Here is a 25,572-nt window from a genome sequence, read left to right as displayed (position 1 = left end):
CGGGTCAGGCACCGTCGTCGTCGGACATGCCGATGACGGTGTCGAGCCCCGACAGCACCAGCGAGCGGCGGGCCTGGCTGCCCGCGGGCGCGACGAGGGTGAGCGCCGCGCCGTTCGTCCGCATCCGGCGCGCGACCTCCGACAGCAGGGCCATCCCGGCGCTGCTGACGAACGCCTCCCCCGGCAGGTTCAGGGTGATCGGCAGCCCGCGGTCGACGTGCTCCATCAGCGGGGCCCGGATCGCCGAGACCCCACCGAGGTCGAGGTCGCCGACGATCCCGATCCGCACACCGTGCGCGTCCGGGACGGCACGCAGCCGGGCCCGGACGGTGCCGTCGTCGCCGTCACCGGACGGGGTGTCGATCCGGTCGCGGTCCGGTTCGGGTTCCCCGGCGACGAACTCCACCGGCGGTCCCGCACCCGGGGTGCCCACCTCGACCGGGATCGCGGGCAGCAGGAACCGCACGGTGGTGCCGGAGTCCGACGGGTCGATGTGCACGTCCCCGGCGAGCTCGCGGATGAGCGCGATGCCGCGGCCGCGGTAGCCGGGATCGGGCGGCGGGGGCCGCCAGCGTCCGCCGTCGGTGACGCGCACCGCGACCGAGCCGTCCGCGGTCAGCGCCAGGTCGAGGTCGACCCCGGCGCGCCCGTCGGTGTCCTCGGGCAGGTAGGCGTGCTCGATGGAGTTGGTGGCGGCCTCGCCGACGGTCAGCTGCAGGTCGCTGACCGCGTCCGGGCCCATCCCGCACTGCGCGGCCCAGGCGGCCACCGCGCGACGCAGCGGGGCGAGCCGTTTCGGGTCGGCCTCGATCGCGATCCGCAGCGGCGGCGGCATGAGCCGCGCGACGACGACGACCGTGTCGTCGGGGATGACCGTCCCCTCGGACATGCGGTGCAGCAGCGTGTCCGCCATGTCGCGGGGCTGGGCGGCGGACAGCTCGTCGAACGCGGCGGACAGCCGGGCCAGGCCGTCGTCGATGACCTCGTTGCGGCGTTCGAACAGGCCGTCCGAGCAGAGCAGGATCGTCTCGCCGGGCTCCATCCGGTCCACGGCCTCGGGGAACGGGGGCCGCCCGGAGATCCCCAGCGGCACGCCGCGGCCCTCGGACAGGGTCCGCACCCCGTCCGGGCCCGCGACCAGCGGCGGCGGGTGGCCGGCGCTGGCGTAGCGCATCTCGCCGGTGCCGGTGTCGATCGTCGCGATGGCCACGGTGCTGGCCATCGCGCCGCGTACCCGCAGCGCGTACTGGTCGAGCTGCTCCAGCGCCCGCGCCGGGGGCTGGCCGTTGACCAGGTTCGACGCGACCGCGGACCGCAGCTGGCCCATCACCGCGGCCGCCGCCGGGCCGCGGCCGACGACGTCGCCGACGACGAGTGCCACCAGGTCGTCGCCGAGGTCCAGGACGTCGAACCAGTCGCCCCCGGCCTCGGTGCCCTGGGTGCCGGGGCGGTAGCGGGTGGCCAGCGACAGCCGTTCGATGTCGGGCAGGCGCTGGGGCAGCAGGCTGCGCTGCAGGGTGACCGCGACCTCGTGCTCGGCCTGGTGCAGCTGGGCGCGGACGATCGCCTGCGCGCACTGGTTGGCCAGGGTCAGCACGAAGCTGCGCTGCTCGGGGGTGAACACCGGTTCGGTCTCGAAACGCAGCCCGATGACGCCGATCGGGCGGGCCGCGACCATCAGCGGTACCGCGGTATGGACCGGGTAGCGCAGCACCTCGCCGTCGGCGGGCCCGCCGGCGTTCCAGATCGGCTCGCCACTGCTCACCGCGCGGCTCAGCGGGTGCGCGCGGCCGGGGGTGCGCATCGGCGGGCCGTCGGCGGGCCAGCCGGTCTCCCGGAGCAGCGAGAGCGCGCCGCCCTCGTCGACGACGAGCACCGCGACCGCGTCGGCCCCGATCGAGATCCGGCCGTGCTCGACGACGACCTCGGCGACCGACTCCAGGTCGGTGGCCCGGGCCAGCCCGGTCGCGACCGCGCCGAGGCGTTCGGCCAGCCGGCGGGCCTCGGTCTCGGCTTCCAGCATCGAAGCCCGGTCCAGCGCCTGTGCGGCGAGCTCGGCGACGGCGACGGCCGCCTCCTTGTCCGCGTCGGACAGCCGTCGCTCGGTCAGCATGGCGACGGCGAGGACCCCCAGCGAGCGCCCGCCGGCGACGAGCGGCAGGTAGCCGATGGTCTGGGCGTGGTCCGGTTCGATGCCGATGGCCGCGGGGTAGCGCGTCGCCCACTCGTGCGCGGTGGTGAACCACATCGGCTCGTGCCCGGACAGCACCTCGATGAACGCCAGCGGCGCGTCGACCCGGATCCGCGCGGCGCGCTGCCACATGTCGCGGTCCCACCCGTGGCCGGTGAGCGCCTGCAGCCACTCCCCGCGGATCTCCCAGAGCCCGGCGTGGTCGGCGTCGAGCAGGTCGACGATGTGGTCCGCGGCGATCGCGGCGACCTCGCCGGGGGTCGCCGCGGCCGACATCTTGGCGGTGGCGCGGTGCAGCAGGCCCAGGCGCTGGGCCGAGGCTCGTTCCTGCTCCAGCAGGCGGGCGTTGTCGACGGCCAGCCCGGCCCGGCGCCCGATCTCGGACAGGAGGTCCAGGTCGTCGTCGGTGTAGGGGTCGCCCGACTCGGTGCGGACGACGGTCAGCACGGCGCTGGTGCGTCCGCGGGCGGGCAGCGGCACGACCATCGCCGAGGTCATGCGCAGCCGGGTCCAGGCCCGGCGCTGGGTGGGCGCGAGCCGGCTCAGGACCTCGTCGAGGTGGGCGGCGTCGAGGATCTCGGGGCGGCCGTCGTCGTCGGCGGGGACCAGCGGGGCGAGCCGCCACAGCGAGGGCTCCAGCGCCGAGCGCTCCGCGGAGACGGCGAGGGTGCCGATGCCGGTGACCGCGTCGGCGTCGTGGACGACGGCGATGTCGGCGAGCCGGTCCTCGACGACGGCGCGGACGAGCTGGTCGGTGCGCCCGGTGCGGGTGATCTCCCGTTCCAGGGACTCGGCGACCTCGGAGTAGATACGGTGCCTGCGCTGCTCACGGTGCTGGACATCGATGTCGAGGCAGCCGCCGACGTAGCCCGCGGAGCGTTCGCCGTCGCGGACGGGGGCGCCGCGGTCGAGCACCCAGCGGTAGCGGCCCGCCCGGTCCAGCAGCCGGTACTCGACCTCGAACGGCGCGTGCGCGCGGGCGGCGGCGGAGGTCACCGAGCGGTAGCGCTCGCGGTCGTCAGGGTGGATGCGGCGGCGCCAGTCGTGGCCCAGCTCCTGCGCCGCGTCCTCGACGCCGGTGAAGTCCAGCCAGCCCCGGTTGACGAACAACCGGTGCCCGCCCGGGTCGTCGACCCAGATCAGCGCCGGGGTGGAGTCGGCCATGGCCCGGAACTGCAGCTCGGCGGCCCGGCGGACACGGCCGAGCTGCAGGTGGTTCGCGACCCGGGCGAGCAGCTCGCGGGCGGAGAACGGGCGGACCAGGTAGTCGTCGGCGCCGGCGGCGAAGCCCTCGACGGCGGCCTCCTCCCCGGCCCGCGACGACAGCAGCACGACCGGCACCCCGACCGTGCGGGGGTCCGACCGCAGCGCCCGCAGGAGCTCGATGCCGCCGTTGCCGGGCAGCGCCGCGTCGACGACGACCAGGTCCGGCGGGTCGGTGCGGGCGGACTCCAGTGCGGCCGCACCATCCGCGACGACCCGGACGGTCCAGCGTTCGACGAGCAGGTCGCGCAGGTAGCCGCGCATCTCGCGGTCGTCGTCGACGACGAGCACCCGGTCGCGGTGGTCGACCTCCAGCCCGTCGACGACCGACCCGTCCACCGAGCGGCCGCGGGCGAGGACCGGTGGGGCGCCCGCGGGCTCGGGGGCGTCGGGCAGCCAGCGCAGCGCCTCCGCCACGTAGGGCGCGGCGAGCTGCGGGGCGGTGCGGGACCCGACCCGGGCCCGGACGAGGCGTTCGGGGGGCAGGTGGGCGAAGCCCAGCGGCAGCCGCACGGTGAACGTGCTGCCCGCGCCGGGCTCGCTGGTCACCCCGATGGTGCCGCCGTGCAGACGGACCAGCTGGCGGATGAGCGGCAGGCCGAGGCCGCTGCCGTCGCCGCTGCGGCCGTGCCGCCGGGAGGGACGGTGGAAGCGGTCGAACACCGCGTCGAGCTCGCCGTCGACGATGCCGGCGCCGGTGTCGGAGACCCGCAGCACGACCTGCTCGCCGTCCTGGGCGAGGTCGACGGCGATCGTGCCCTGGCGGGTGTACTTGACCGCGTTGCTGAGCAGGTTGAGGACGACCTTCTCCCAGGCGTCGCGGTCCACCCAGACCGGCCGGACCTGCGGCGGGCAGGACACCGCCAGCTCCAGCCCGGCCCGCTCGACGACGGGCGCGAACGCGTCGACGAGCGCCGCGGTGGTCTTCCCGATCTCGGTCGGGGCGAACAGGCCGTCGTGCTTGCCGGTCTGCAGGGCGGAGACGTCCACCAGCCCGTCGACGAGCTTGAGCATCCGCTGCGCGTTGCGCTGCGCGAGCTCCACCTGGGCGCGGACGGCGGCGTCGTCGTGGTCGCGCAGCCGCTCCAGCGGTCCGAGGACGAGGGTCAGCGGGTCGCGGAACTCGTCGCCGAGGCCGGCGTAGTACTCGGCGCGGGCCTGCTCGATCAGCCCGGCGTCGTCGCGCCGGTCGCGCTCGCGGTCGCGGGCGAGCGCGGCGGTCAGCAGGCCGCCGACGGTGCCCGCGATCAGCCGCAGGAACGAGCGGTGGTCCTCGTCGAGCGGCAGCAACGGCGGCGCCCCGATGACGACGGCGATGCCGGCCGACCCGTCGGGGGTGCGCACCGTCGCCCGGACGACGTCGGTGACCGGGACGCCGTCATCGCCGTGGACCGCGACCGGGTCGACGGCGAGGAACTCGACATCGGTGGCGTGGTCGGGGTCGAGGTCGTCGGGGAGCCAGCCCGCGGGCGGCGCGTCGATGCGGACGGTGGCCAGCGGGCCGGGGTCGGCGCCGACCGTCGTCACCACGGCGCAGCCGACGTCGTCGGGCAGGTCGGTCAGGACCGTGGTGAGCCGTTCGACCGCGATGTCCAGCGTCGGTGCGTCCCGGGCCACCTCGCCGAGCGCGGCCAGGAGCGCCATCCGCCGGCCTCCGACGACCTGCGGGGTGGTCTCGGCCGTGAAGACGATCAGGCCGAAGACGCCGCCGTCGGGACCGCGGACCGGGGTGGCGGAGTAGGTCCACCATGTGACCTCCGGGGTGTCCCAGCGCCACAGCACGATCCGGTCGTCGCTGCGGTAGATGCCCTCGCGGTCCCCGGAGAGCAGCTCGTGGAGACGGCTCCCGAGATGCGCGGTGATCTCCGGCCAGCCCTCCCTCAGGGGCATGCCGAAGGACCCGGGGTGGCGCAGCCCGCAGTGCCCGGCGAACTCGTCGTTGTAGAACAGGACGAGCTCGGGTCCCCACCACGCGACGAGCGGCTGGCGGCTCTCCAGGATGAACCGGATGGTGTCCTCGAGCTCGCGGTCCCAGGTGTCGCGCACGCCGAGCGGGGTCGCCGACCAGTCGATCGTCGCCAGCAGGTCGCGGACGGGGACGTACTCGTCCTCCGTCCGCCGGTCGATCCGCTCCACCGTGCGCGCCACCCCTGTTCCGCCGTACCGGCCCCAGGATCGCACCACCGGGGCGGGTCCGGCGCGGTGAGGCGGGGATCGGTCGGGTCAGGTCACCGGGCGGGCCGCGTCGCGGTGCCGGTCGAGCCAGTCGCGCAGGTCCGCGAGCGGGGTCGCCCGGCCCGGTTCGTGATAGATCTCGTGCCAGAAGCCGTCGTACCAGAGCACGGTGGTGTCGGCGGACCCGGAGCGCTCGTCGAGCAACCGGGTGCCCGCCGGGTCGGTCAGCCGGTCCGCGGTCCCGTGCTGCACGAGCAGCGGGATCCGCAGCTCGGCGGCCCGGACGGGCAGCTCGGCCATCTGCCGGTAGATCTCCGCGCCGAGGGCCAGGGTGGGGCGGCCGTGGTGCACGAGCGGGTCGGCGTCGTAGTCGGCGACGACAGCCGGGTCCGAGCTGATCGCGGAGGTGTCGATCCCGACCGGGCGGACCGTCGGCAGGACCTTCGCGACGACCGACAGCAGCGGCACGAGCGCGGCCGGGACGGCGTCGGAGGCCAGCGCGGGCGCGGACAGGACGAGCCCGTCGAGGCGGTTCTGGTGGCGCAGCGCGTAGGCGAGCGCGATCTGGCCGCCGAGGCTGTGCCCGAGCAGGAACACCGGGACGCCGGGGTGGCGGGCGATCGTCTCGCGGCGGAACGTCTCGAAGTCGGTGAGCAGGTCGTCGTAGCGGCAGACGTGCACCCGGGTGCCGCCGGAGCGGCCGTGGCCGCGGTGGTCGAGGCCGTACACGGCCCAGCCGTCCGGGACCAGCGTGTCGACGACGGCGTCGTAGCGGCCGGAGTGCTCACCGATGCCGTGGCTGACCAGCAGGACGCCGCTCGGGTCGCCCTCGGGGAGGCGGCCCTGCCAGAACAGCTCGACACCGCCGACGCCGGGGAGCCGGCCGTGGACCTCCGTGGTGCCGGTCACGAGCCCGCCAGGTCCCGCCGCTCGTCGGCGCCGGGGACGAGGTCGACCTCCACGCCCGGGCCGTCGCCCGCGGCCAGCAGGTGGCGACCGGGTTCGAGGTCGGCGAGGCGGTAGGTCCCGTCCGCCGCGGCGGTCGTCGAGGCGACCGGTTCGCCGTCCTGCGAGAGCACGACGCCGGTGCCCGCGGGCGCCGAGCCGTGGACGGCGGCGGCAGCGGCCAGGCGCAGGGTGGTGTCGGCGGCGTCGTCGCCGACGGTGCAGGTGGCGACGCCGGGCAGGTATCCGTCGGCGCGGGCGACGACGACGAACGCCCCGGCGCCCGGCGCCGTGACGCGCGCCGTGCCGTCGGCGTCGGTGGTGGCGGAGCCGATCGGCCCGCCGGAGCGGTCGCGCAGCGCGACCTCGACGCCGGGCAGCGGGGCGTCGGTGGCGTCGACGACGCGGACCTCGATCTCCTGTGGTGCCGTGTCGGGCACGATCGCCGACGGCGCGGGCCCGGTCCGGAGCACGGACAGGGAGACGTCCTCGGCGCGGTCGGGGCGGGCGACGGTGGTCGGGCCGGCGTGCACGGGTGTCTCCTCGGCCTCCGGCGCGGTGGTGGACCGCTCCGGGGTGGTGGGGTCCGGGACGTCGTCCGTCGTGGCCTCGTCCGTCGTGGCCTCGTCCGTCGTGGCCTCGTCCGTCGTGGCGTCGTCGGTCGTCTCGGCTCCGGCCGCACCCCCGGTCGGGGCCTTGCGCTCGCCGGTGTCCGGCACGGAGGCGTCGGTGTCCCCGGCCGGACCTCGGACGTCGACGGGGTCGACCGCACCGGCGGTGCGGTCGGTGGTCACCGTGCCGCCGGAGCCCGTCGGAGAACCGGCGTCCCCGGTCCTGCCGGACCCGACGGTGTCCTCGGGAGAAGCGGTGTCCTCGGGGGAAGCGGTGTCCTCGTGGGGCCCGCTGTCGGCCCCGGACGTCCCGCGCAGCGGCGGGGCGAGGTGCCGCGGTCCGCTCCCGGGATGCGCCGACCGCAGGACCCGCGGGGCGGGACGGGGCGGCGGCTCGGGGTTGTCACCGGTCTCGCGGGCGGCTCGGGCGCCGGTGGCGGCGAGCCCGATCGACGGGATCCGGCTCACCGGCGGGGTGTCGCCGGCCGTCTCGGGGGCGCCGGCCTGCTCGGGGACGCGGCCCGCCCAGGTGTGCGGGGTCGAGATGCGGTCCCGGGCCTCGCGGAACTCCCGCTCGGTGTCCGGGTCGGCCGGGGCGCGGACCGACGTGCGCTCCGACGGCAGCGCCGTGACCCGCCGGACCAGGTCCGGGTCGAAGGGCGCGCGGGAGTGGGTCGTGGCGGCGGGCGGGGCCTCGTCGACCGACTCGTCCGCCTCCTCCCCGGCGGAGGCGGTGTCCCCGACGGACGCGGTGTCCCCGGCGGACGCGGTGTCCCCGGCGGACGCGGTGTCCCCGGCGGACGCGGTGTCCCCGGCGGACGCGACGTCCCCGGTGACGCCGGTGGACCCGGTGACGCCGGTCGAGGCGGCGGCGGGCGCCTCGGACGCGGTCGTCGACGCATCGCCCACGACCGCGGTCCCGGAGGTGGGCGTGCTGATGTCGGGCGCCGAGCTGTCCGGGCCGGTACCGGTGGCCGCGGTCGCCTCGTCGGCGGTACGGGCAGCGGGGTCCGCGACCGGCCGTCGTCGCACGAAGGGCGTCGGGGCCGGGGTCCGCCGGGCCGGTGCCGCCTCGACGGGCTCGAGCGGTTTGCCGTCCTTGAACCCGCGCGACCAGGGCGGGCCGACCGGACCCGCGCTCACGTCGGGCGTGACCCGTGGGACCGCCGGCAGCTCGTCGGTGGGATCGGCCGCGCCGACCGCATCGGTGATGTCGGGCGCCGACGACGACGGCCCGACGTCCGGGGCGGTGTCCTCAGCGGCGGGGGGCCGCGGGCGCTCCTGCTGCGGACGGACCGCGGCGACGGGCGTGGTCGCGGAGACCGTGTCGTCGGGACCGTCGTCCACCGCGGCGTCGGACCCGACGACCTCACGGTCCGCGGCCGGCTCCTCGTCGACCACGGGCTCCGGGGCATCGTCGACCGGAAGCGTCGGAGAAGCCGGGGGCGCAGACGGGTCGGGCGCGGGCCTGCCGGACCCGTCGTCGAGGCCGCGGGCGCGGCGGTCGACGAGATCGGCGACGGTGCGCGGACGGTCCCCTTCGGACGACGCGACGTCGTCCTCCCGGCCCCGCCCCCACCGCAGGAACCCGGCGATCCCGACGGCCACCAGCACCACCACCACAACCAGCCCGAGCAGGGCCCACGTCGACATCTGGAAGTCCTCCTGCCGGAGCTGCGCGAACCGTCGACCACGACAGGGTGCGGTCCGGGAGGAGGTGCCCGTCGCCGGGCCCCGCTGCCCGGCCGGCCACAGTGACCCGGTCGGCGCATCCGGCGACGCACCGTAGCACCGTGGACCCCCTGACCGGGGGCGATCGGAGGCGTCCCGCGTGTCGGTCGCGGCGGTTGCCCGTATCACCCCGGGCGGCCGGGCCGGGCGGCCGCTCATCCGCCAGGATCGACCCATGACCAGCGACCCGGTGACCCCCGAGCTCGCCGAGATCGCCGACGCGTACGGCGTCGCGACCTCGTACCTCGACGGCAGCAGGACCGAGCAGCCGATCGACGCGGAGGTGGTCCGCACCGTCCTCGGGTTGCTGGAGGTCGACGTCGCCTCCCCCGAGGCGCAACGTGTGTCGCTCGCCGGGGCCCGCGAGCGCGCCGGCGCCGGGGCGCTGCCGCCGACGATCGGACTGCGCAGCGACCGTTCCCGCGCCGTGCCGGGCCGCGGTCGCCTCACCGCCGTCGACGGTGCGCGTGGCGACGAGGGATGGGCCTGCGACGTCGACGGCGAGCTCCCCGCCGGCCTGGAGCCGGGCCGCTACGCGTGCGAGACGACGGCCGGGCGTGCCCACGTCGTCGTCGCGCCGCCCACGCTGCCCGACCCGCCGCGGACGTGGGGCTGGATGCTGCAGCTCTACGCCCTGCACTCGCGCGACTCGTGGGGCATCGGCGACCTGGGCGACCTGACCACGCTGATCCGCGGCGGGCACGGCGCGGGCGCGGTGCTGCTCAACCCACTGCACGCGATCACCCCGGTGCCGCCGGTGCAGCCGTCGCCGTACACACCGTCGTCGCGCCGCTACGCCACCCCGCTGAGCCTGCGGGTCACCGACCTCCCGGCCTACGCCGCCGCGGACGCGGCCACCCGCGCCGAGGTCGACGCCCTGCGCCCGGAGACGACCGGTGACCGGATCGCGCACGACCGGGTCTGGGCGGCGAAGCGGTCCGCGCTGGAGGCGCTGTGGCGCAGCGCCGGGTACCCCGACGGCGCCCCGGATACCGACCTTCGCGACTTCGCGACCTACTGCGCGCTGGCCGAGCGCTACGGCGGCCGCTGGTCGCTGTGGCCCGACGACCTGCGCCGTCCCGACGCCCCCGGCGTCGCCGCCGCCCGTGCCGAACTGGCGCCGCGCGTCGCGTTCCACGCCTGGGTGCAGCGCCAGGCCGAGGCGCAGCTGGCCGGGGTCCGGGCCGCGGCGAAGGACGCGGGGATGCCGGTCGGTGTCATCCACGACCTCGCCGTGGGCTGCGACCCCGAGGGCGCCGACGCGTGGATGCTGCAGGACGTGCTCGCGCTCGGCGCGACGGTCGGTGCCCCGCCGGACGCGTTCAACCAGCGCGGCCAGACGTGGGGCCTGCCGCCGTGGCGCCCGGACCGCCTCGCCGACACCGGCTACGCCGCGTTCGGCGACATGGCCCGCGCACTGCTCGCGCACGCCGACGGCCTGCGGATCGACCACGTCATGGGGCTGTGGCGGCTGTGGTGGGTGCCGTCGGGGCAGACGGCCGACCGCGGCACCTACGTCCACTACGACGCCGACGCGATGCTCGCGGTGCTGCTGCTGGAGGCCCACCGCGCGGGCGCGCTGGTCGTCGGCGAGGACCTGGGCACGGTGATCCCGCGGATCCGCGAGGACATGGCCGAGCGGAACCTGCTGGGCTCGACGGTGCTGTGGTTCTCCCGCGACCCCGATCCGGTGACCGGCGGCGACGACGGCCCGCTCCGCCCGCCGCGTCGCTGGCCCGAGCGGTCGGTCGCGACGATCTCCACCCACGACCTGCCGACCGCGCCCGGGTTCCTGGCCGGTGAGCAGGTGCGGGTGCGCGCCGAGCTGGGGCTCCTCGACGACCCGACGACCGAGGAGGCCAGGGCCGGAGCCGAACGGGACGAGCTGCTGGCGTTGCTGACCTCGGAGGGGCTGCTCGACTCCCCGGACGAGACCGACGAGGACACGATCGTCGTCGCGTTGCACGCGCTGCTGGCGTCGGCACCGTCGCGGCTGGTCCTGGCCTCCCTCTACGACGTGCTGGGCGAGACGCGGCAGCCGAACCTGCCCGGCACCGTCGACGAGTACCCGAACTGGCGGATCCCGCTGCCGGTGTCGCTGGAGGACGCGCTCGCCGACGACCGGGTCCGCCGCGTCGCCGAGGTGCTGCGCGCCCGGACCGGCGACGACGGCTGACCCGCGGCCCTGGCAGGATGCCGCCCCGATGAGTGCCGAGAACAGCTCCGCGGGCATGGACCCGACCGCCGTCGACCTCGTGCGGGCCGACGGCACCGCCGGTGCGTTGTGGCAGGCCTGGACCACCGGCGAACGGATGGCCGCACTGCCGGAGCTGCTACGTCCGCGCAGCCTGGCCGAGGGGTTCACCGCGCAGAGCAGGTTGTCGGAGCGGGCCGGGCCGTCCTACGGCTGGAAGCTCGCGGCGACCGCGCCCGCCGGGCAGGCCCACATCGGGGTGGACACCCCGCTGCCGGGGGCGCTGTTCGAGCGGTTCCGGCACTCCCCCGGTGACGTGGTGCCCTCCGACGACCTGCACATGGCCGTCGCCGAGGCGGAGTTCGCGTTCGTGATGGGCGCGCCGGTGGGTGCCGACGCGACCCGTGAGGAGCTGCGTGCCGCGGTCGCGGCCGTGCACGGGGCGGTGGAGCTGCCCGAGTCGCGGTTCACCGACTTCGTCGCGGCGGGGGCGCCGTCGCTGATGGCCGACGCCGCGTGCGCCGGCCGGTTCGTGCTGGGCCCGGAGCTCCCCGGCGCCCTCGATCTCGACCTCGCCGCGACCCCGACCGCCCTGCGGGTCGACGACGAGCAGGCGGCCGGATCCGGCGCGGCCGTCCTCGGGGACCCGTGGGTCGCGCTGGCGTGGCTCGCCGACGTCCTGCCCGGCTACGGCCTGCGGCTCGAGGCGGGCGCGGTCGTCACCACCGGGACGACGACCGTCCCGATGCCCGTGCACCGCGGCGCCCGGGTGCGGGCGAGCTTCGGCGACGACCTCGGCGCGGTGGAGTTCACGCTCGCCCCGTGAGCACGGCGGGGGTCAGCGCACGACGTTGAGTGCCCCGGCCGCGCAGCGGACGCGGATCGCGGTGCCGCCGGCGACCTCGTCGACCTCGCCGTCGATCTGCACCGGCATCGGCCCGCACGCGGTGAACCGGAAGTCCGAGGTCGCGGGCTGACGGCCGAGCCCGGAGAACGCCGCCCGGGCCGCCACCCACAGCTGCTTCCACTTCGGACGGTGCTCCAGCAGCACGACCTCGAACCGGCCGTCGTCGGGACGGCTCGTGGCCGACAGCTCGGCGACCTTGGCCATCTCACCGATGTTGGCGAAGACCAGGTTGTCGATCCGGCGCCGGTCGCCGCGGGAGAACTCCACCTCGAACGGGGTGAACGCCCAGAACGCCCGCACCGTGGTGATCACCTCGCGGATGCTGCCCTTGCCGCCCTTCTCGATCTGCAGCGCGACGACGGGGGTGAGCCCGAACCCGATGTAGGAGTGCGCGTAGCGCGGCGGGTCGTCGTCGCGGTGCATCTCGAGCAGGTCCATCGGCTCGGGGCGGCCGTCGAGGATCGCCTCGACCAGCGGACGGCGTGCGGTGACGCGGTCGTGGTCGTTGGCGTTCCCGGCGGCGAGGACGGCGGCCGAGGCGTCGGTGCCCGGGACGTCCATGATCCCGTTGACGACCTCGTTGTAGCCGCCGTCGCCGGACGCCGACACGATGAGCGGGCGCCCGCCGGCGGACGCGGCCTCGCGGGCGATGACGCGGGCGTGCCCGGCGTACTCGGTGGGCACCAGCCGCACGGCCAGCTCGGGCCGGGCGGAGCCGAGCTCGTCGCGCAGCTGTTCGGCGAGCACGTCGGCGTCCCCCGTACTACCCGGGTTGAAGACCACCAGCACGGAGTCGATCGGCTCAGCCACGCGCACACCGTAGACGCCTGCGGTCCCGCCATCGTTGCGGCACGGTGGGAATCATGGATCTGCAACTGAACGGGCGCCGGGCGATCGTCACCGGTGGGAGCCGCGGCATCGGGCTGGCGACCGCGCAGGCCCTCGCGGGCGAGGGCGTCCGGGTGGCGTTGTTCGCGCGCGACGCCGGCGCCCTGGAGGCCGCGGCGGCCGGACTGCGCGCCGCGGGTGCGCCGGAGGTGCTGGCCGTCGCCGTCGACACCACCGACGACGACGCGGTCCGCCGTGGTGTCGCCGCCGTCGCCGACCGGTTCGGTGGGGTGGACGTGCTCGTGAACGCCGCTGCGCGGCCGGCGAGCGCGGGCCCGCCGACCGACCTGGCCTCGATCACCGACGACGCGGTGCGGGTCGAGCTGGAGACGAAGGTCCTCGGCTACCTGCGGTGCGCGCGGGCGGTCGCGCCGCTGATGCGGGCGCAGGGGTGGGGGCGCATCGTGAACGTCAGCGGCCTGAACGCGCGGAAGTCGTCGTCGCTGGTGGGGTCGGTGCGCAACGTGGCGGTGGCCTCGATGACGGCGGCGCTCGCGCAGGAGCTGGGTCCGCACGGCATCAACGTGACGGTCGTGCACCCCGGTGTCACCGAGACCGAGCGGACGACCGACGCCGTCGCCGCGCGGGCGGAGTCGGCCGGGATCACCGGCGCCGAGGCCCGCGCGGAGCTGGACGCGACGACGACGATCGGCCGCATCACGACCGCCGCGGAGGTCGCCGACGTCATCACGTTCCTGTGCTCGCCCCGTTCGGTCGCGATCACCGGCGACGCCGTCGCCGCGGGCGGGGGAACACCGGGCGTCGTGCACTACTGAGACCCGGACTGCCGTCCCGGATGGCACGATGGTCCGATGGAGGGGACCCGCGTGGACCGGTGGCTGTGGTCGGTGCGCCTGGCCAAGACCCGTGCCGACGCCGCGACGGCGTGCCGGGGCGGGCACGTGCGGATCAACGACCGGCCCGCGAAGCCGGCGGCGACGGTGCAGGTCGGCGACCGGGTGCGGGTGCGGGTGTACGACCGGAACCGGATCGTCGAGATCACCCGGGTGATCGAGAAGCGGGTCGGCGCTCCGATCGCGCAGGAGTGCTACATCGACCACACCCCGCCGGAGCCGAGCACCGCGGGGCAACCGTTGTTCGCCCACCGCGACCGCGGCGCCGGCCGGCCGACGAAGCGCGACCGCCGCATGCTCGACCAGCTGGGGCTGTCCCGCCGCACCTCCTAGGCCGGTGTGAGGATGGGGGCATGTACGACGCCCTCATGCGCCACGTGCTCCGGCACGTCCCGTCCGAACCCGCGCACCGGATGGGGTTCGGTGTGGTCCGCACGCTCGGGACCGCACCTGTCGTGGGTGAGCGGGTCGCGGAGCGGTTCGCCCCGTCGGACCCCGTGTTGCGCACCCGGGCGCTGGGTCTGGAGTTCGCGGGCCCGCTCGGTCTCGCCGCCGGTTTCGACAAGGACGCCGAGGGTGTGCTCGCGCTCGGCAGGCTCGGGTTCGGCGCGGTCGAGATCGGCACGGTGACCGGTCGGGCGCAGCCCGGCAACGCGCGGCCCCGCCTGTTCCGGCTCGTCGACGACGCCGCGCTGGTCAACCGGATGGGCTTCAACAACTCCGGGGCCGGGACCGTCGGGCCCCGTCTCGCCGCGCTGCGCGCCCGCTCCGGGCCGGGGATGCCGGTGCTCGGGGTCAACATCGGCAAGAGCAAGGCGGTACCCGCCGAGGACGCCGCGTCGGACTACCGTGCGAGCGCCGCCGCGCTGGGCGCCTACGCCGACTACGTCGTGGTCAACGTCAGCTCTCCGAACACCCCCGGTCTGCGGGACCTGCAGCAGGTCGACGTGCTGGAGCCGCTGCTCGTCGCGGTGCGTGAGGAGCTGGACCGGGTGTCCGGGGACCGTCGTGTCCCGCTCCTGGTGAAGATCACGGTCGACCTGGCGCCGGAGGATCTCGACGCCGTCGCCGACCTGGCCCGCCGGATGCGGCTCGACGGGGTCGTCGCCACGAACACGACCGTCTCCCGCGACGGTCTGCGCACCGCGCCCGACGTCGTCACCGCCACCGGTGCGGGTGGGCTGTCCGGGCGTCCGCTGACCGAGCGGGCCCGTGCCGTCGTGCGGCAGCTGCGTACCCGCCTCGACGACGACCAGGTCGTCGTCTCCGTCGGCGGGATCGCCGACGCCGAGGAGGCCTACCGCCGTATCCGTTCCGGCGCGGCGCTGGTGCAGGCCTACACCGGTTTCGTCTACGGCGGTCTGCTCTGGCCCGCCCGGGTCCACCGCGAGCTCGCGGCGCTGCTGCGCGCCGACGGCTTCTCGTGTGTCGACGACGCCGTGGGCGCCGACCTCTGACGCCTGCGGCGGCCGGTGTTCCCGCCGGCCGCCCTCCTCGCACCCCACGTCGCACACGTTTCTGCGACCTCGCAGCCCCTGCAGAGGGTGCGAGGTCACAGGAAGGCGTGTGAGGTGCGCCGACCCCACCGGCAGGACGGGACCGGATGCGACTCCCCCCAGAGAGCTCCACGCCCCGACCACCGGCCCCGAGGGACCCGCGCCAGGGACCACGAACGGACACACTCATGCCCGGCCCGGGCCGGCATCACGCATCGGACCGAAAAAAGTCCGGAAATGAGAAATGCCCCGGACTCGACAGTCCGGGGCACATCCCATGAAGTTGAATGTCGGCGACGACCTACTCTCCCACACCCTGGCGAGTGCAGTACCATCGGCGCTGGAAGGCTTAGCTACCGGGTTCGGAATGGGACCGGGCGTTTCCCTACCGCAATGACCACCGACAACACTATCCAACTATCACCCCACCCCCCAGAAAACCCCGAGAGGCGGGGGTCGAGCACACAAACCGACCCCACGATTCCCCGGATCACCGGGAACATGGACGGTTGTGGACTCAGGGTCACACAGTGGATGCGAACAACTCGTTGTGGCAAGCCCTCGGCCTATTAGTACCGGTCAACTCCACCCCTCACAGGGCTTCCATCTCCGGCCTATCAACCCAGTCATCTACTGGGAGCCTTACCCACTCGAAGGTGGTGGGAGACCTCATCTTGGAACAGGCTTCCCGCTTAGATGCCTTCAGCGGTTATCCCTCCCGAACATAGCCAACCAGCCGTGCCCCTGGCGGGACAACTGGCACACCAGAGGTTCGTCCGTCCCGGTCCTCTCGTACTAGGGACAGCCTTCCTCAAGTCTCCAACGCGCGCGGCGGATAGGGACCGAACTGTCTCACGACGTTCTAAACCCAGCTCGCGTACCGCTTTAATGGGCGAACAGCCCAACCCTTGGGACCTACTCCAGCCCCAGGATGCGACGAGCCGACATCGAGGTGCCAAACCATGCCGTCGATATGGACTCTTGGGCAAGATCAGCCTGTTATCCCCGAGGTACCTTTTATCCGTTGAGCGACACCCCTTCCACAAGGTGGTGCCGGATCACTAGTCCCGACTTTCGTCCCTGCTCGACCCGTCAGTCTCACAGTCAAGCTCCCTTGTGCACTTACACTCAACACCTGATTGCCAACCAGGCTGAGGGAACCTTTGGGCGCCTCCGTTACTCTTTGGGAGGCAACCGCCCCAGTTAAACTACCCACCAGGCACTGTCCCTGAACCAGATCATGGCCCGAGGTTGAGACACCCAATTCGACCAGAGTGGTATTTCAACAACGACTCCACCACCACTGGCGTGATAGCTTCACAGTCTCCCACCTATCCTACACAAGCCGAACCAAGCATCAATACCAAGCTATAGTAAAGGTCCCGGGGTCTTTCCGTCCTGCCGCGCGTAACGAGCATCTTTACTCGTAGTGCAATTTCGCCGAGTCTGTGGTCGAGACAGCGCCCAAGTCGTTACGCCATTCGTGCAGGTCGGAACTTACCCGACAAGGAATTTCGCTACCTTAGGATGGTTATAGTTACCACCGCCGTTTACTGGCGCTTAAATTCTCCGCTTCGCCCCGAAGAGCTAACAGGTCCTCTTAACGTTCCAGCACCGGGCAGGCGTCAGTCCGTATACATCGTCTTGCGACTTCGCACGGACCTGTGTTTTTAGTAAACAGTCGCTTGGGCCTGGTCTCTGCGACCGGCCGTCCCTAGCCCGCAAGGAGCCTCAAGACAACCGGCCCTCCTTCTCCCGAAGTTACGGAGGTATTTTGCCGAATTCCTTAACCACAGTTCGCTCGATCGCCTCGGTATTCTCTACCTGACCACCTGTGTCGGTTTGGGGTACGGGCCGCAACAGCACTCGCTAGAGGCTTTTCTCGACAGCATGGGATCACTCTCTTCGCCTCAATCGGCTACGCATCACCTCTCACCCTTTAATGAGCCCCGGATTTACCTAGGACTCGGGCTACAGGCTTACACCACGACAACCACCGCGTGGCGGAGCTACCCTCCTGCGTCACCCCATCACTTGCCTACTACCAGATCGGATCCCACGCTCCCCCACAAACAACACTCCCGAAGGAGCGAAGGTGGGTTCGGATGGTTAGCATCACCAGCCTCGGCATGGACGCACTATCACGAGCACGGGAATATCAACCCGTTGTCCATCGACTACGCCTGACGGCCTCGCCTTAGGTCCCGGCTCACCCTGGGCGGAACAACCTGGCCCAGGAACCCTTGGTCATCCGGCGGCAGAGATTCTCACTCTGCATTCGCTACTCATGCCTGCATTCTCACTCCCACACCCTCCACCCGTAAATCACTCCCGGGCTTCACCAGATGCAGGACGCTCCCCTACCCAACAACACCAAAGTGTCATTGCCACGGCTTCGGCGGTGCGCTTGAGCCCCGCTACATTGTCGGCGCAGGACCACTTGACCAGTGAGCTATTACGCACTCTTTCAAGGGTGGCTGCTTCTAAGCCAACCTCCTGGTTGTCCGGGCGATCCCACATCCTTTCCCACTTAGCGCACGCTTAGGGGCCTTAGCCGGTGATCTGGGCTGTTTCCCTCTCGACCACGAAGCTTATCCCCCGCAGTCTCACTGCCGCGCTCTCACTCACCGGCATTCGGAGTTTGGCTGACTTCGGTAAGCTTGTCGGCCCCCTAGGCCATCCAGTGCTCTACCTCCGGTGAGAAACACACGACGCTGCACCTAAATGCATTTCGGGGAGAACCAGCTATCACGAAGTTTGATTGGCCTTTCACCCCTACCCACAGCTCATCCCCCAGGTTTTCAACCCTGGTGGGTTCGGGCCTCCACGACGTCTTACCGACGCTTCACCCTGGCCATGGGTAGATCACTCCGCTTCGGGTCTACACCCCGCGACTCAGACGCCCTATTCGGACTCGCTTTCGCTACGGCTACCCCACACAGGTTAACCTCGCCACGAAGCATAACTCGCAGGCTCATTCTTCAAAAGGCACGCCATCACCCCGAAAGGCTCTGACGGCTTGTAAGCACACGGTTTCAGGTACTATTTCACTCCCCTCCCGGGGTACTTTTCACCTTTCCCTCACGGTACTTGTCCGCTATCGGTCATCAGGTAGTATTTAGGCTTGACGGGTGGTCCCGCCAGATTCACAGCGAATTTCACGGGCTCGCTGCTACTCGAGAACACGCCCACAACAGAACCCAGTGTTTTCGCGTACGGGGCTATCACCCACTACGGCCGACCATCCCAGAGTCGTTCCGCTAACACAGGCACTTGCTGTCCCATCCTCGGCAGAAGATGAACGACACGTCTCACAACCCCGCACCCGCAACGCCTGCCGGCTTGACACGGACACGGTTTAGCCTCTTCCGCTTTCGCTCGCCACTACTCACGGAATCACTATTGTTTTCTCTTCCTGTGGGTACTGAGATGTTTCACTTCCCCACGTTCCCTCCACGCACCCTATGAATTCAGGTACGGGTAACGCCCCATGACGGGCGCTGGGTTTCCCCATTCGGACACCCTCGGATCACAGCTCGGTTGACAGCTCCCCGAGGCCTATCGCGGCCTCCCACGTCCTTCATCGGCTCCTGATGCCCAGGCATCCACCATGTGCTCTTAACAACTTGACCACAACAAGATGCTCGCATCCACTATGCAACACTCAACCCACAACCACACCAGACCAAGAAGAAACCACCACACCCGGAACCAACCGGGGCGTTAGGACAACCCTCAACCTGAGCGGCCAAAGAAAACAACCCACAGGGCGTCTTCTCAGGACCCAACAGTGTGCCAAGCCAAACGGTTCGACGTGCTGCGTTCCACCCAACGCACCCGACCCACGAACGGGGCCGCAAATGCGATTCAATGAAGGAACCACAGACTCAGAATGAGCAGAACTCACAGAGCATTGTGGCGCCCCATCACATGATGGGACTCCTTAGAAAGGAGGTGATCCAGCCGCACCTTCCGGTACGGCTACCTTGTTACGACTTCGTCCCAATCGCCAGTCCCACCTTCGACAGCTCCCTCCACAAGGGTTGGGCCGCCGGCTTCGGGTGTTACCAACTTTCGTGACGTGACGGGCGGTGTGTACAAGGCCCGGGAACGTATTCACCGCAGCGTTGCTGATCTGCGATTACTAGCGACTCCAACTTCACGGGGTCGAGTTGCAGACCCCGATCCGAACTGAGACTCACTTTAAGGGATTCGCTCCACCTCACGGTCTCGCAGCCCTCTGTATGAGCCATTGTAGCATGTGTGAAGCCCTGGACATAAGGGGCATGATGACTTGACGTCATCCCCACCTTCCTCCGAGTTGACCCCGGCAGTCTCCCATGAGTCCCCACCATTACGTGCTGGCAACATGGAACAAGGGTTGCGCTCGTTGCGGGACTTAACCCAACATCTCACGACACGAGCTGACGACAGCCATGCACCACCTGCACACCAACCACAAGGGAAGCCCTATCTCTAGGGATGTCTGGTGCATGTCAAACCCAGGTAAGGTTCTTCGCGTTGCATCGAATTAATCCACATGCTCCGCCGCTTGTGCGGGCCCCCGTCAATTCCTTTGAGTTTTAGCCTTGCGGCCGTACTCCCCAGGCGGGGCGCTTAATGCGTTAGCTGCGGCACAGAAACCGTGGAATGGTCCCCACACCTAGCGCCCAACGTTTACGGCGTGGACTACCAGGGTATCTAATCCTGTTCGCTCCCCACGCTTTCGCTCCTCAGCGTCAGTATCGGCCCAGAGACCCGCCTTCGCCACCGGTGTTCCTCCTGATATCTGCGCATTTCACCGCTACACCAGGAATTCCAGTCTCCCCTGCCGAACTCAAGTGATGCCCGTATCGACCGCACGCTCAGAGTTAAGCCCCAAGTTTTCACGGCCGACGCGACACACCGCCTACGAGCTCTTTACGCCCAATAATTCCGGACAACGCTCGCACCCTACGTGTTACCGCGGCTGCTGGCACGTAGTTGGCCGGTGCTTCTTCTCCAGGTACCGTCAATTGCTCTTCGTCCCTGGCGAAAGAGGTTTACAACCCGAAGGCCGTCATCCCCCACGCGGCGTCGCTGCGTCAGGCTTCCGCCCATTGCGCAATATTCCCCACTGCTGCCTCCCGTAGGAGTCTGGGCCGTGTCTCAGTCCCAGTGTGGCCGGTCGCCCTCTCAGGCCGGCTACCCGTCACCGCCTTGGTAGGCCATCACCCCACCAACAAGCTGATAGGCCGCGGGCCCATCCCCCACCGAAAAAATCTTTCCACCACCAACCATGCGATCAGTGGTCCTATCCGGTATTAGACCCAGTTTCCCGGGCTTATCCCAGAGTGGAGGGCAGGTCACCCACGTGTTACTCACCCGTTCGCCGCTCGTGTACCCCCGAAAGGGCCTTACCGCTCGACTTGCATGTGTTAAGCACGCCGCCAGCGTTCGTCCTGAGCCAGGATCAAACTCTCCAACAAAACCCTGACTTGCAACAAACAACTGGCCACAACACCCGACGGGATCGAATGCTGCAACCAAACAAACAACTTGGCACAAAACGCCAAACCGAATCAAAATAGCTCGACACACTGTTGAGTTCTCAAAAGACACCCGCACCGCACTCACCCAACCCCCTGAAAAGGAAGCGGGATCCTGAAGACGGATCGCCTTGACCCACCAAGACAACCACACCGAGAAACTCGGTGAACCACCGGGGGTCGCTGTCCGCGGGGCCTGTTGACCGGGCCTCTCAAGGCCCGTTCTATCCGGCTCACTCGCTGACAGGAAGAAAGTTACGGCACGGTGTCCGGGGCCGTCAAACCGGGGGGTCACCCGGGCGACCACCGGGCGTCGTCGCAGGTCACTACGGTGGGCGGAGGCGAACTCCAGGTTACCGACACCCTCTCACCGGGCGATACCGGCGATCACTGATCTGTGTGACGCCGACCACGGTCTCTTCGCGATGGGTTGTCCACGTGGTCTTCTCGGTGGTCGGGCCACCATCCGTTCAGGTCTCGAATCGGCCCGTGACCTGCGCCGTCAGGGTGCGGTCGGGGTGCGCCGTCGAGTGGTCGTCCGGTACCGCCGTGGTCCGGTTCCGGCCGTCGGCCGGAACCCCGCCCCGCACGACGGCCCGTGGTGACGGTGCAGGTGCCCCGCTTCCGGCCCACCGTCGGATCCGGCCCGTCCTCCGCCGTCGCGATGCAGGACGTCCACAGCGGAGCACCGGGGACGGCCTGGGCGATCGCCGGAGCGGTCCTCCCGCGGGCGAACCCGGAGCGGCCTCGACCCCTGCGATCCCGGGCCGCGCGGGGCTCGGCCGCGTCGCTCCGGCCCCCACCGTCCCGGGTGGGTGGGGCTCCGTCCCGCCGTTCCGGCTCCCGGAGCCCCACCACGGACGGCGGGTGTTCCCCCGGATCGGCGCTCGACGGGCCGGGCCACTCACCGATTTCTTGTCACGAAGACACGGCGACGACCCGTCTGACCTGCGGGGACGACCGATGGTGGTGTCCGGGCCCGCGTCGTCACCGCATCAGGGGGGTATCCGTGCCCGTTCCGGCGCGTTGGTCCGTCGAGTGCTCCTCGTCGGATCCTGCAGCGCGTCGGGGGCGAATGCGCGACGCGATCCGACGAGGAGCACTCCCTTCTCCCCTCCCCCACGCGCGAGGACACCGGTCGGTGTCGCCGCGCGTACGGGCTCACGGAGCGGCGGGAGCGGCGGACGACCCCGGGGCCGCGGGAGCAGCAGGGGCCGCAGGAGCGGCCGGGGCAGCGGCGCCGCCCTGGCGCGGAGCCGTGACACCCGGACCCGTCGCACCCGGGGCGGCCGGGGCGGCCGGGGCGGCGCCCGGAGCGGGCGGCGTCGGGGCCCCGGCAGGCGGCGCGGGCGGAGTCGCGCCGTCACGACCCGGCCCACCGGCCGGACCGCACGCACCAGGGCCACCGGGGCCACCGGGACCGGCACCGTCGGGGCCGCGGCCCGGGCCACCGGTCTCACCACCGGGGCCACCGGAGCCGTCGGGCCCGCCGGGTCCACCGGGGCCGCGGCCGTCGGCGGCGACCGCCGTGTGGGCGGGGCCGCCGCCCGGCCCGGCGAACGCGGTCCCGACGACCAGGCCGCTCGCGGTGGCCCCGACGACCAGGCCGATCACGCCGGCCGCGACCGCGGGCAGCGCGGACCGGCGTCGTAGGGCGGCGAACCGGCGTCGTCGCGGAGGGTCACCCGGGTCGGAGGCGGCGGCCACGGTCCCCCCGCCGTGCACACCGTCCCGGACGTGCGGGGTCGGGGTGTGGGCTGTAGGGGTCTCGCCGGCGGGGACCGGGGGCTGCCGGTCGGTGGGGCGGTCGTCGTCGCCGCGGGGGGTGCGGTTCTCGTCGTTCATGGTTCTCCTCGGACGGTGCCGTGCCCGGAAGAGGGCAGCGGCGGGTCGCGGACCGCCGGACGGCGGACCGCTGGGGGTCGGGTGGGATCAGCCGGCGGGAGGCCGCGCGGCGTCGACGACGTCGCGGGCGGCGGACGTCGTCGCGGGCAGCAGCTCCGACACCGAGTCGACGATCCGGCTGCCGCCCAGGGACTGCGCGAGTGTCGTCACGGGGGCGAGCGCCTCGGCGCTCACGACCGCGGGGACCACCCACGAGACCAGCCAGATCACCAGCAGTGCGGTCACGGCACCGGTGACGGCGCCGACGACGCGGTCCAGCAGGGACAGCTTGCCGCGGGCGAGCACCCGGCTGACCAGTCCGCCGAGGAACCCGCCGACCAGCGAGCCCAGCAGCAGACCGGTGATCACCCCGACCAGGCCCCACAACCAGGCCGAGTCGGGGGTGTCGCCGTAGCGGGCCAGGTTCGAGCCCCAGGCCGCGCCGAGGCCGGCACCGACCACGAGGCCGAGCAGGCTCCCGGCCCGGGCCACGCCGCCGAGGCGGCGGAACCCGCCGATCGCGGCGGCCACCACGATGATCAGGACGATCACGTCGAGCAGGGTCATCTCTTCCTCTCCGCGCCGCGGGCCGGCCGGCCCGTCGTCTCGGTGTCTGCCACGACAATGCCCGCGGTACCTGAGACGGACCTGAAACCGGCGGGTCCTTCAGCTCCCCCTCAGCCTCGCGGCGCACCCTTGCCCCGTGAGCACACGCCAGGACGACGACAGCCGCGGCCCCACGACCCGGGTCCTGGTGCTCGAGGACTCCGACGCCATCCGCGAGTCCGTCGTGGACGCGCTGGCCGACGCCGGGCACGTGACCGAGGGCGTCGTCGACGGCGTCGCGTTCGAGGAGCGCCTCGCCGCGTTCCGGCCGGACCTCGTCGTCCTGGACGTGATGCTCCCCGGCGGGCGCGACGGGTTCGAGCTGATCGACGTCGTGCGTGGGCACGGGGACGCCGGGATCGTCATGCTCACCGCGCGCGACGCGCTGGCCGACCGGCTCCGCGGGCTCGACTCCGGCGCCGACGACTACGTCCTCAAGCCCTTCGCGCTCGACGAGCTCGTCGCCCGGGTCGCGGCGGTGCTGCGCCGCCGGGGCAGGCTGCCGTCCGCGGTGCAGGTGGGCGACCTCGTCCTCGACCCCGACGCCGCCGTCGCCTCCCGCGGAGGGACGGTGCTGGAGCTGTCCGCGACCGAGCTGCGGCTGCTCACCTACCTCGTCGAGCAGCGCGGACGCACCGTGTCCAAGGCGCAGATCCTGCGCTCGGTCTGGGGCTACGACGCCTACGACCCCAACCTCGTCGAGGTCCACGTGTCGGCGCTGCGCCGCAAGCTGGAGGCGCACGGTCCTCGGTTGCTGCACACCGTGCGGGGCCTCGGCTACTCGCTGCGCGGGCCGTCGTGAGCTCCGCCGCGCAGAGCCGCACCGCCACCCCGTCGCTGCGCCGCCGGGTCACCGCCGCGGTGCTCGGGGTGGTGGCGGTGCTGCTGGTCCTGGTGGTGGTGCTCGTCGACGTCCTGCTCGGGGCCCGCCTGGAGTCCGATCTCGACTCCCGGCTGCGGGACCGTGTGGTGCAGGCCCAGCAGCTGATCGCAGCGGGCGCCACCCCGCAGGAGCTGGTCACCGGGCTGTCCGGCCAGCAGATCCGGATCAAGGTGACCACCGGCGACGGGGAGGTCATGGGCGACCCCGGACTGAACCCGCCCGGTACCCCACCGCCCGCCGGCCGGCCGGACCGCGGCCCCGGTGGTGACCGCACCGACGACCCGAGCAGCCCGCCGGCCGCCCCGGTCCCGGCCGGACGGCCACCCGTCCCACCGGACACCGGCAGCCGCAGTGTGTCCCTCGACGCCGGTGGCGGGGCGACGGTCGAGCTCGTCGCCGACGCCGCCGACGTCACCCAGGTCCGCAACGGCCTGCGTGCGGTGCTGGCCGGATCGGTGCTCCTGACCCTGCTCGTCGCCCTCGGTGCGGTGTCGTTCGTCGTGCGGACGGCGCTGCGCCCGTTGGACCGGATGACCGTGCTCGCCGGGCGGATCACCGCGGGCGAGCGCGACGCGCGGCTCCGGCCCGATCGCCCGCACACCGACCTCGGCACCGCGGCGGCGGCGATGGACGGCATGCTCGACGCCCTCACCGACGCCGAGCGGCGCTCCCGGAAGGAGGCCGAGCGGACCCGGGTCTTCCTCGCCGACGCCGCGCACGAGCTGCGGACACCGCTGTCCGGGATCACCGCCGTCGCCGAGACGCTGGAGCGGTCCGGGCCCGACGCCGACCCCGCCCGCCGCACCCGGCGCCTGGAGCTGCTGCTCGGCGAGACGCGCCGGGCCGGGCGGCTGGTCACCGACATGCTCGACCTGGCCCGCATCGACGGCGGCACCGCGGTGGCGCCACGGGAGGTCGACGTCGCCGGGATCGCCCGCGCCGAGACCCGGCGGGCCGCGGTGCTCGCGCCAGGGCTGACCGTCGACGGCCACGGGGAGCCCGCCGCGGTGCGCGCCGACCCGCAGGCGGTGTCGCGCATCCTCGCCAACCTGCTGGACAACGCCCGCCGGCACACCCCCGACGGCGGGCTGATCGAGGTCGTCACCCGGACCGACCGGGCGGCCGGGACCGTGTCGGTCTCGGTGCGCAACACCGGCACCCCGATCGCCGACGGCGACCGCGAGCGCGTCTTCGACCGGCTCGTCCGGCTCCAGGACGCCCGCGACCGGGACAGCGGCGGCGCCGGGCTCGGCCTCGCGATCGCCCGCGGCCTGGCCCGCGCGCACGGTGGCGACCTCACCTGCCCACCCGACGACGACGGCGCGACCTTCGTCCTCACCCTGCCCGTGACGGGCCCCGACGGCCCCGGCGGACTACCGTCGTGACGTCACGCAACCATCAGTCCGACCCTGTCCG

13 protein-coding genes and 3 rRNA genes are annotated in these 25,572 nt (G+C 72.1%); 7 read left to right on the top strand and 9 right to left on the bottom strand.

The features are described from left to right. Nucleotides 1-4: 4 nt before the first annotated feature. From ATL51_RS18950 to ATL51_RS18940, 3 genes are all read right to left on the bottom strand, one after another. Nucleotides 5-5,602, bottom strand: a complete 5,598-nt coding sequence (locus ATL51_RS18950) for a SpoIIE family protein phosphatase (protein ID WP_100879407.1) — start codon at nucleotides 5,600-5,602, stop codon at nucleotides 5-7. A gap of 75 nt (nucleotides 5,603-5,677) precedes the next feature. Next, nucleotides 5,678-6,538, bottom strand: a complete 861-nt coding sequence (locus ATL51_RS18945; protein ID WP_100879406.1) for an alpha/beta hydrolase — start codon at nucleotides 6,536-6,538, stop codon at nucleotides 5,678-5,680. Then, the gene (locus tag ATL51_RS18940; protein ID WP_157818436.1) at nucleotides 6,535-8,838 is read right to left on the bottom strand and encodes a carboxypeptidase regulatory-like domain-containing protein; all 2,304 of its coding nucleotides are present in this window, start codon (nucleotides 8,836-8,838) and stop codon (nucleotides 6,535-6,537) included. Before ATL51_RS18940 ends, ATL51_RS18945 begins: the two co-directional genes overlap by 4 nt. 253 nt (nucleotides 8,839-9,091) lie before the next feature. Here ATL51_RS18940 and malQ point away from each other — a divergent pair, with 253 nt between their 5' ends. Both malQ and ATL51_RS18925 read left to right on the top strand, forming a co-directional pair. Next, nucleotides 9,092-11,092 carry a 4-alpha-glucanotransferase gene (malQ, locus tag ATL51_RS18930; RefSeq protein WP_100879403.1) on the top strand — a complete coding sequence of 667 codons (2,001 nt, stop codon included), beginning with the start codon at nucleotides 9,092-9,094 and terminating at the stop codon, nucleotides 11,090-11,092. A 28-nt stretch (nucleotides 11,093-11,120) separates the two neighbouring features. Continuing rightward, a complete protein-coding gene (locus ATL51_RS18925) occupies nucleotides 11,121-11,936 on the top strand; it encodes a 2-keto-4-pentenoate hydratase (RefSeq protein WP_301549086.1) in 816 nt (271 codons plus the stop codon). A 12-nt stretch (nucleotides 11,937-11,948) separates the two neighbouring features. On the opposite strand, the gene ATL51_RS18920 is transcribed toward ATL51_RS18925, so the two are convergent. Continuing rightward, complete coding sequence (locus ATL51_RS18920) at nucleotides 11,949-12,827, bottom strand: diacylglycerol/lipid kinase family protein (RefSeq protein ID WP_100879402.1); 879 nt, start codon at nucleotides 12,825-12,827, stop codon at nucleotides 11,949-11,951. Nucleotides 12,828-12,880: 53 nt separating this feature from the next. On the opposite strand from ATL51_RS18920, the gene ATL51_RS18915 reads away from it, so the two are divergent. Genes ATL51_RS18915 through ATL51_RS18905 form a run of 3 tightly spaced genes read left to right on the top strand, consistent with a single transcriptional unit; the run spans nucleotide 12,881 to nucleotide 15,216 of the window. Beyond that, entirely contained in the window at nucleotides 12,881-13,681 is an 801-nt protein-coding gene (locus tag ATL51_RS18915; protein WP_100879401.1) for an SDR family NAD(P)-dependent oxidoreductase, read from the top strand. A gap of 36 nt (nucleotides 13,682-13,717) precedes the next feature. Then, entirely contained in the window at nucleotides 13,718-14,092 is a 375-nt protein-coding gene (locus ATL51_RS18910; RefSeq protein WP_100879400.1) for an RNA-binding S4 domain-containing protein, read from the top strand. Nucleotides 14,093-14,112: 20 nt separating this feature from the next. Beyond that, nucleotides 14,113-15,216: a quinone-dependent dihydroorotate dehydrogenase gene (locus ATL51_RS18905; RefSeq protein WP_100879399.1), complete on the top strand. Its 1,104-nt coding sequence runs from the start codon at nucleotides 14,113-14,115 to the stop codon at nucleotides 15,214-15,216. A 327-nt stretch (nucleotides 15,217-15,543) separates the two neighbouring features. Here ATL51_RS18905 and rrf read toward each other — a convergent pair. The 5 genes from rrf to ATL51_RS18880 all read right to left on the bottom strand — a co-directional run bounded on the left by rrf (nucleotide 15,544) and on the right by ATL51_RS18880 (nucleotide 23,234). Beyond that, nucleotides 15,544-15,660 (bottom strand): 5S ribosomal RNA (gene rrf, locus ATL51_RS18900). Between the two features lie 144 nt (nucleotides 15,661-15,804). Further along, nucleotides 15,805-18,887 (bottom strand): 23S ribosomal RNA (locus tag ATL51_RS18895). A 315-nt stretch (nucleotides 18,888-19,202) separates the two neighbouring features. After that, a 16S ribosomal RNA gene (locus tag ATL51_RS18890) occupies nucleotides 19,203-20,723 on the bottom strand. The 16S, 23S and 5S rRNA genes sit together here, the layout of an rRNA operon. 1,221 nt (nucleotides 20,724-21,944) lie before the next feature. Next, nucleotides 21,945-22,628 carry a hypothetical protein gene (locus ATL51_RS29095; RefSeq protein ID WP_100879398.1) on the bottom strand — a complete coding sequence of 228 codons (684 nt, stop codon included), beginning with the start codon at nucleotides 22,626-22,628 and terminating at the stop codon, nucleotides 21,945-21,947. Nucleotides 22,629-22,715: 87 nt separating this feature from the next. Next, a complete protein-coding gene (locus tag ATL51_RS18880) occupies nucleotides 22,716-23,234 on the bottom strand; it encodes a CvpA family protein (RefSeq protein WP_100879397.1) in 519 nt (172 codons plus the stop codon). Nucleotides 23,235-23,370: 136 nt separating this feature from the next. On the opposite strand from ATL51_RS18880, the gene ATL51_RS18875 reads away from it, so the two are divergent. Both ATL51_RS18875 and ATL51_RS18870 read left to right on the top strand, forming a co-directional pair. Next, on the top strand, nucleotides 23,371-24,075 hold the full coding sequence (locus ATL51_RS18875) for a response regulator transcription factor (RefSeq protein WP_100879396.1): 705 nt from the start codon (nucleotides 23,371-23,373) through the stop codon (nucleotides 24,073-24,075). Then, the gene (locus tag ATL51_RS18870; RefSeq protein ID WP_100879395.1) at nucleotides 24,072-25,541 is read left to right on the top strand and encodes a sensor histidine kinase; all 1,470 of its coding nucleotides are present in this window, start codon (nucleotides 24,072-24,074) and stop codon (nucleotides 25,539-25,541) included. Before ATL51_RS18875 ends, ATL51_RS18870 begins: the two co-directional genes overlap by 4 nt. Nucleotides 25,542-25,572 lie beyond the last annotated feature (31 nt).

Origin of the sequence: Pseudonocardia alni (assembly GCF_002813375.1) — a bacterium.
GTDB lineage: Bacteria > Actinomycetota > Actinomycetes > Mycobacteriales > Pseudonocardiaceae > Pseudonocardia > Pseudonocardia alni.
This window is presented reverse-complemented; position numbering and strand designations above follow the sequence as displayed.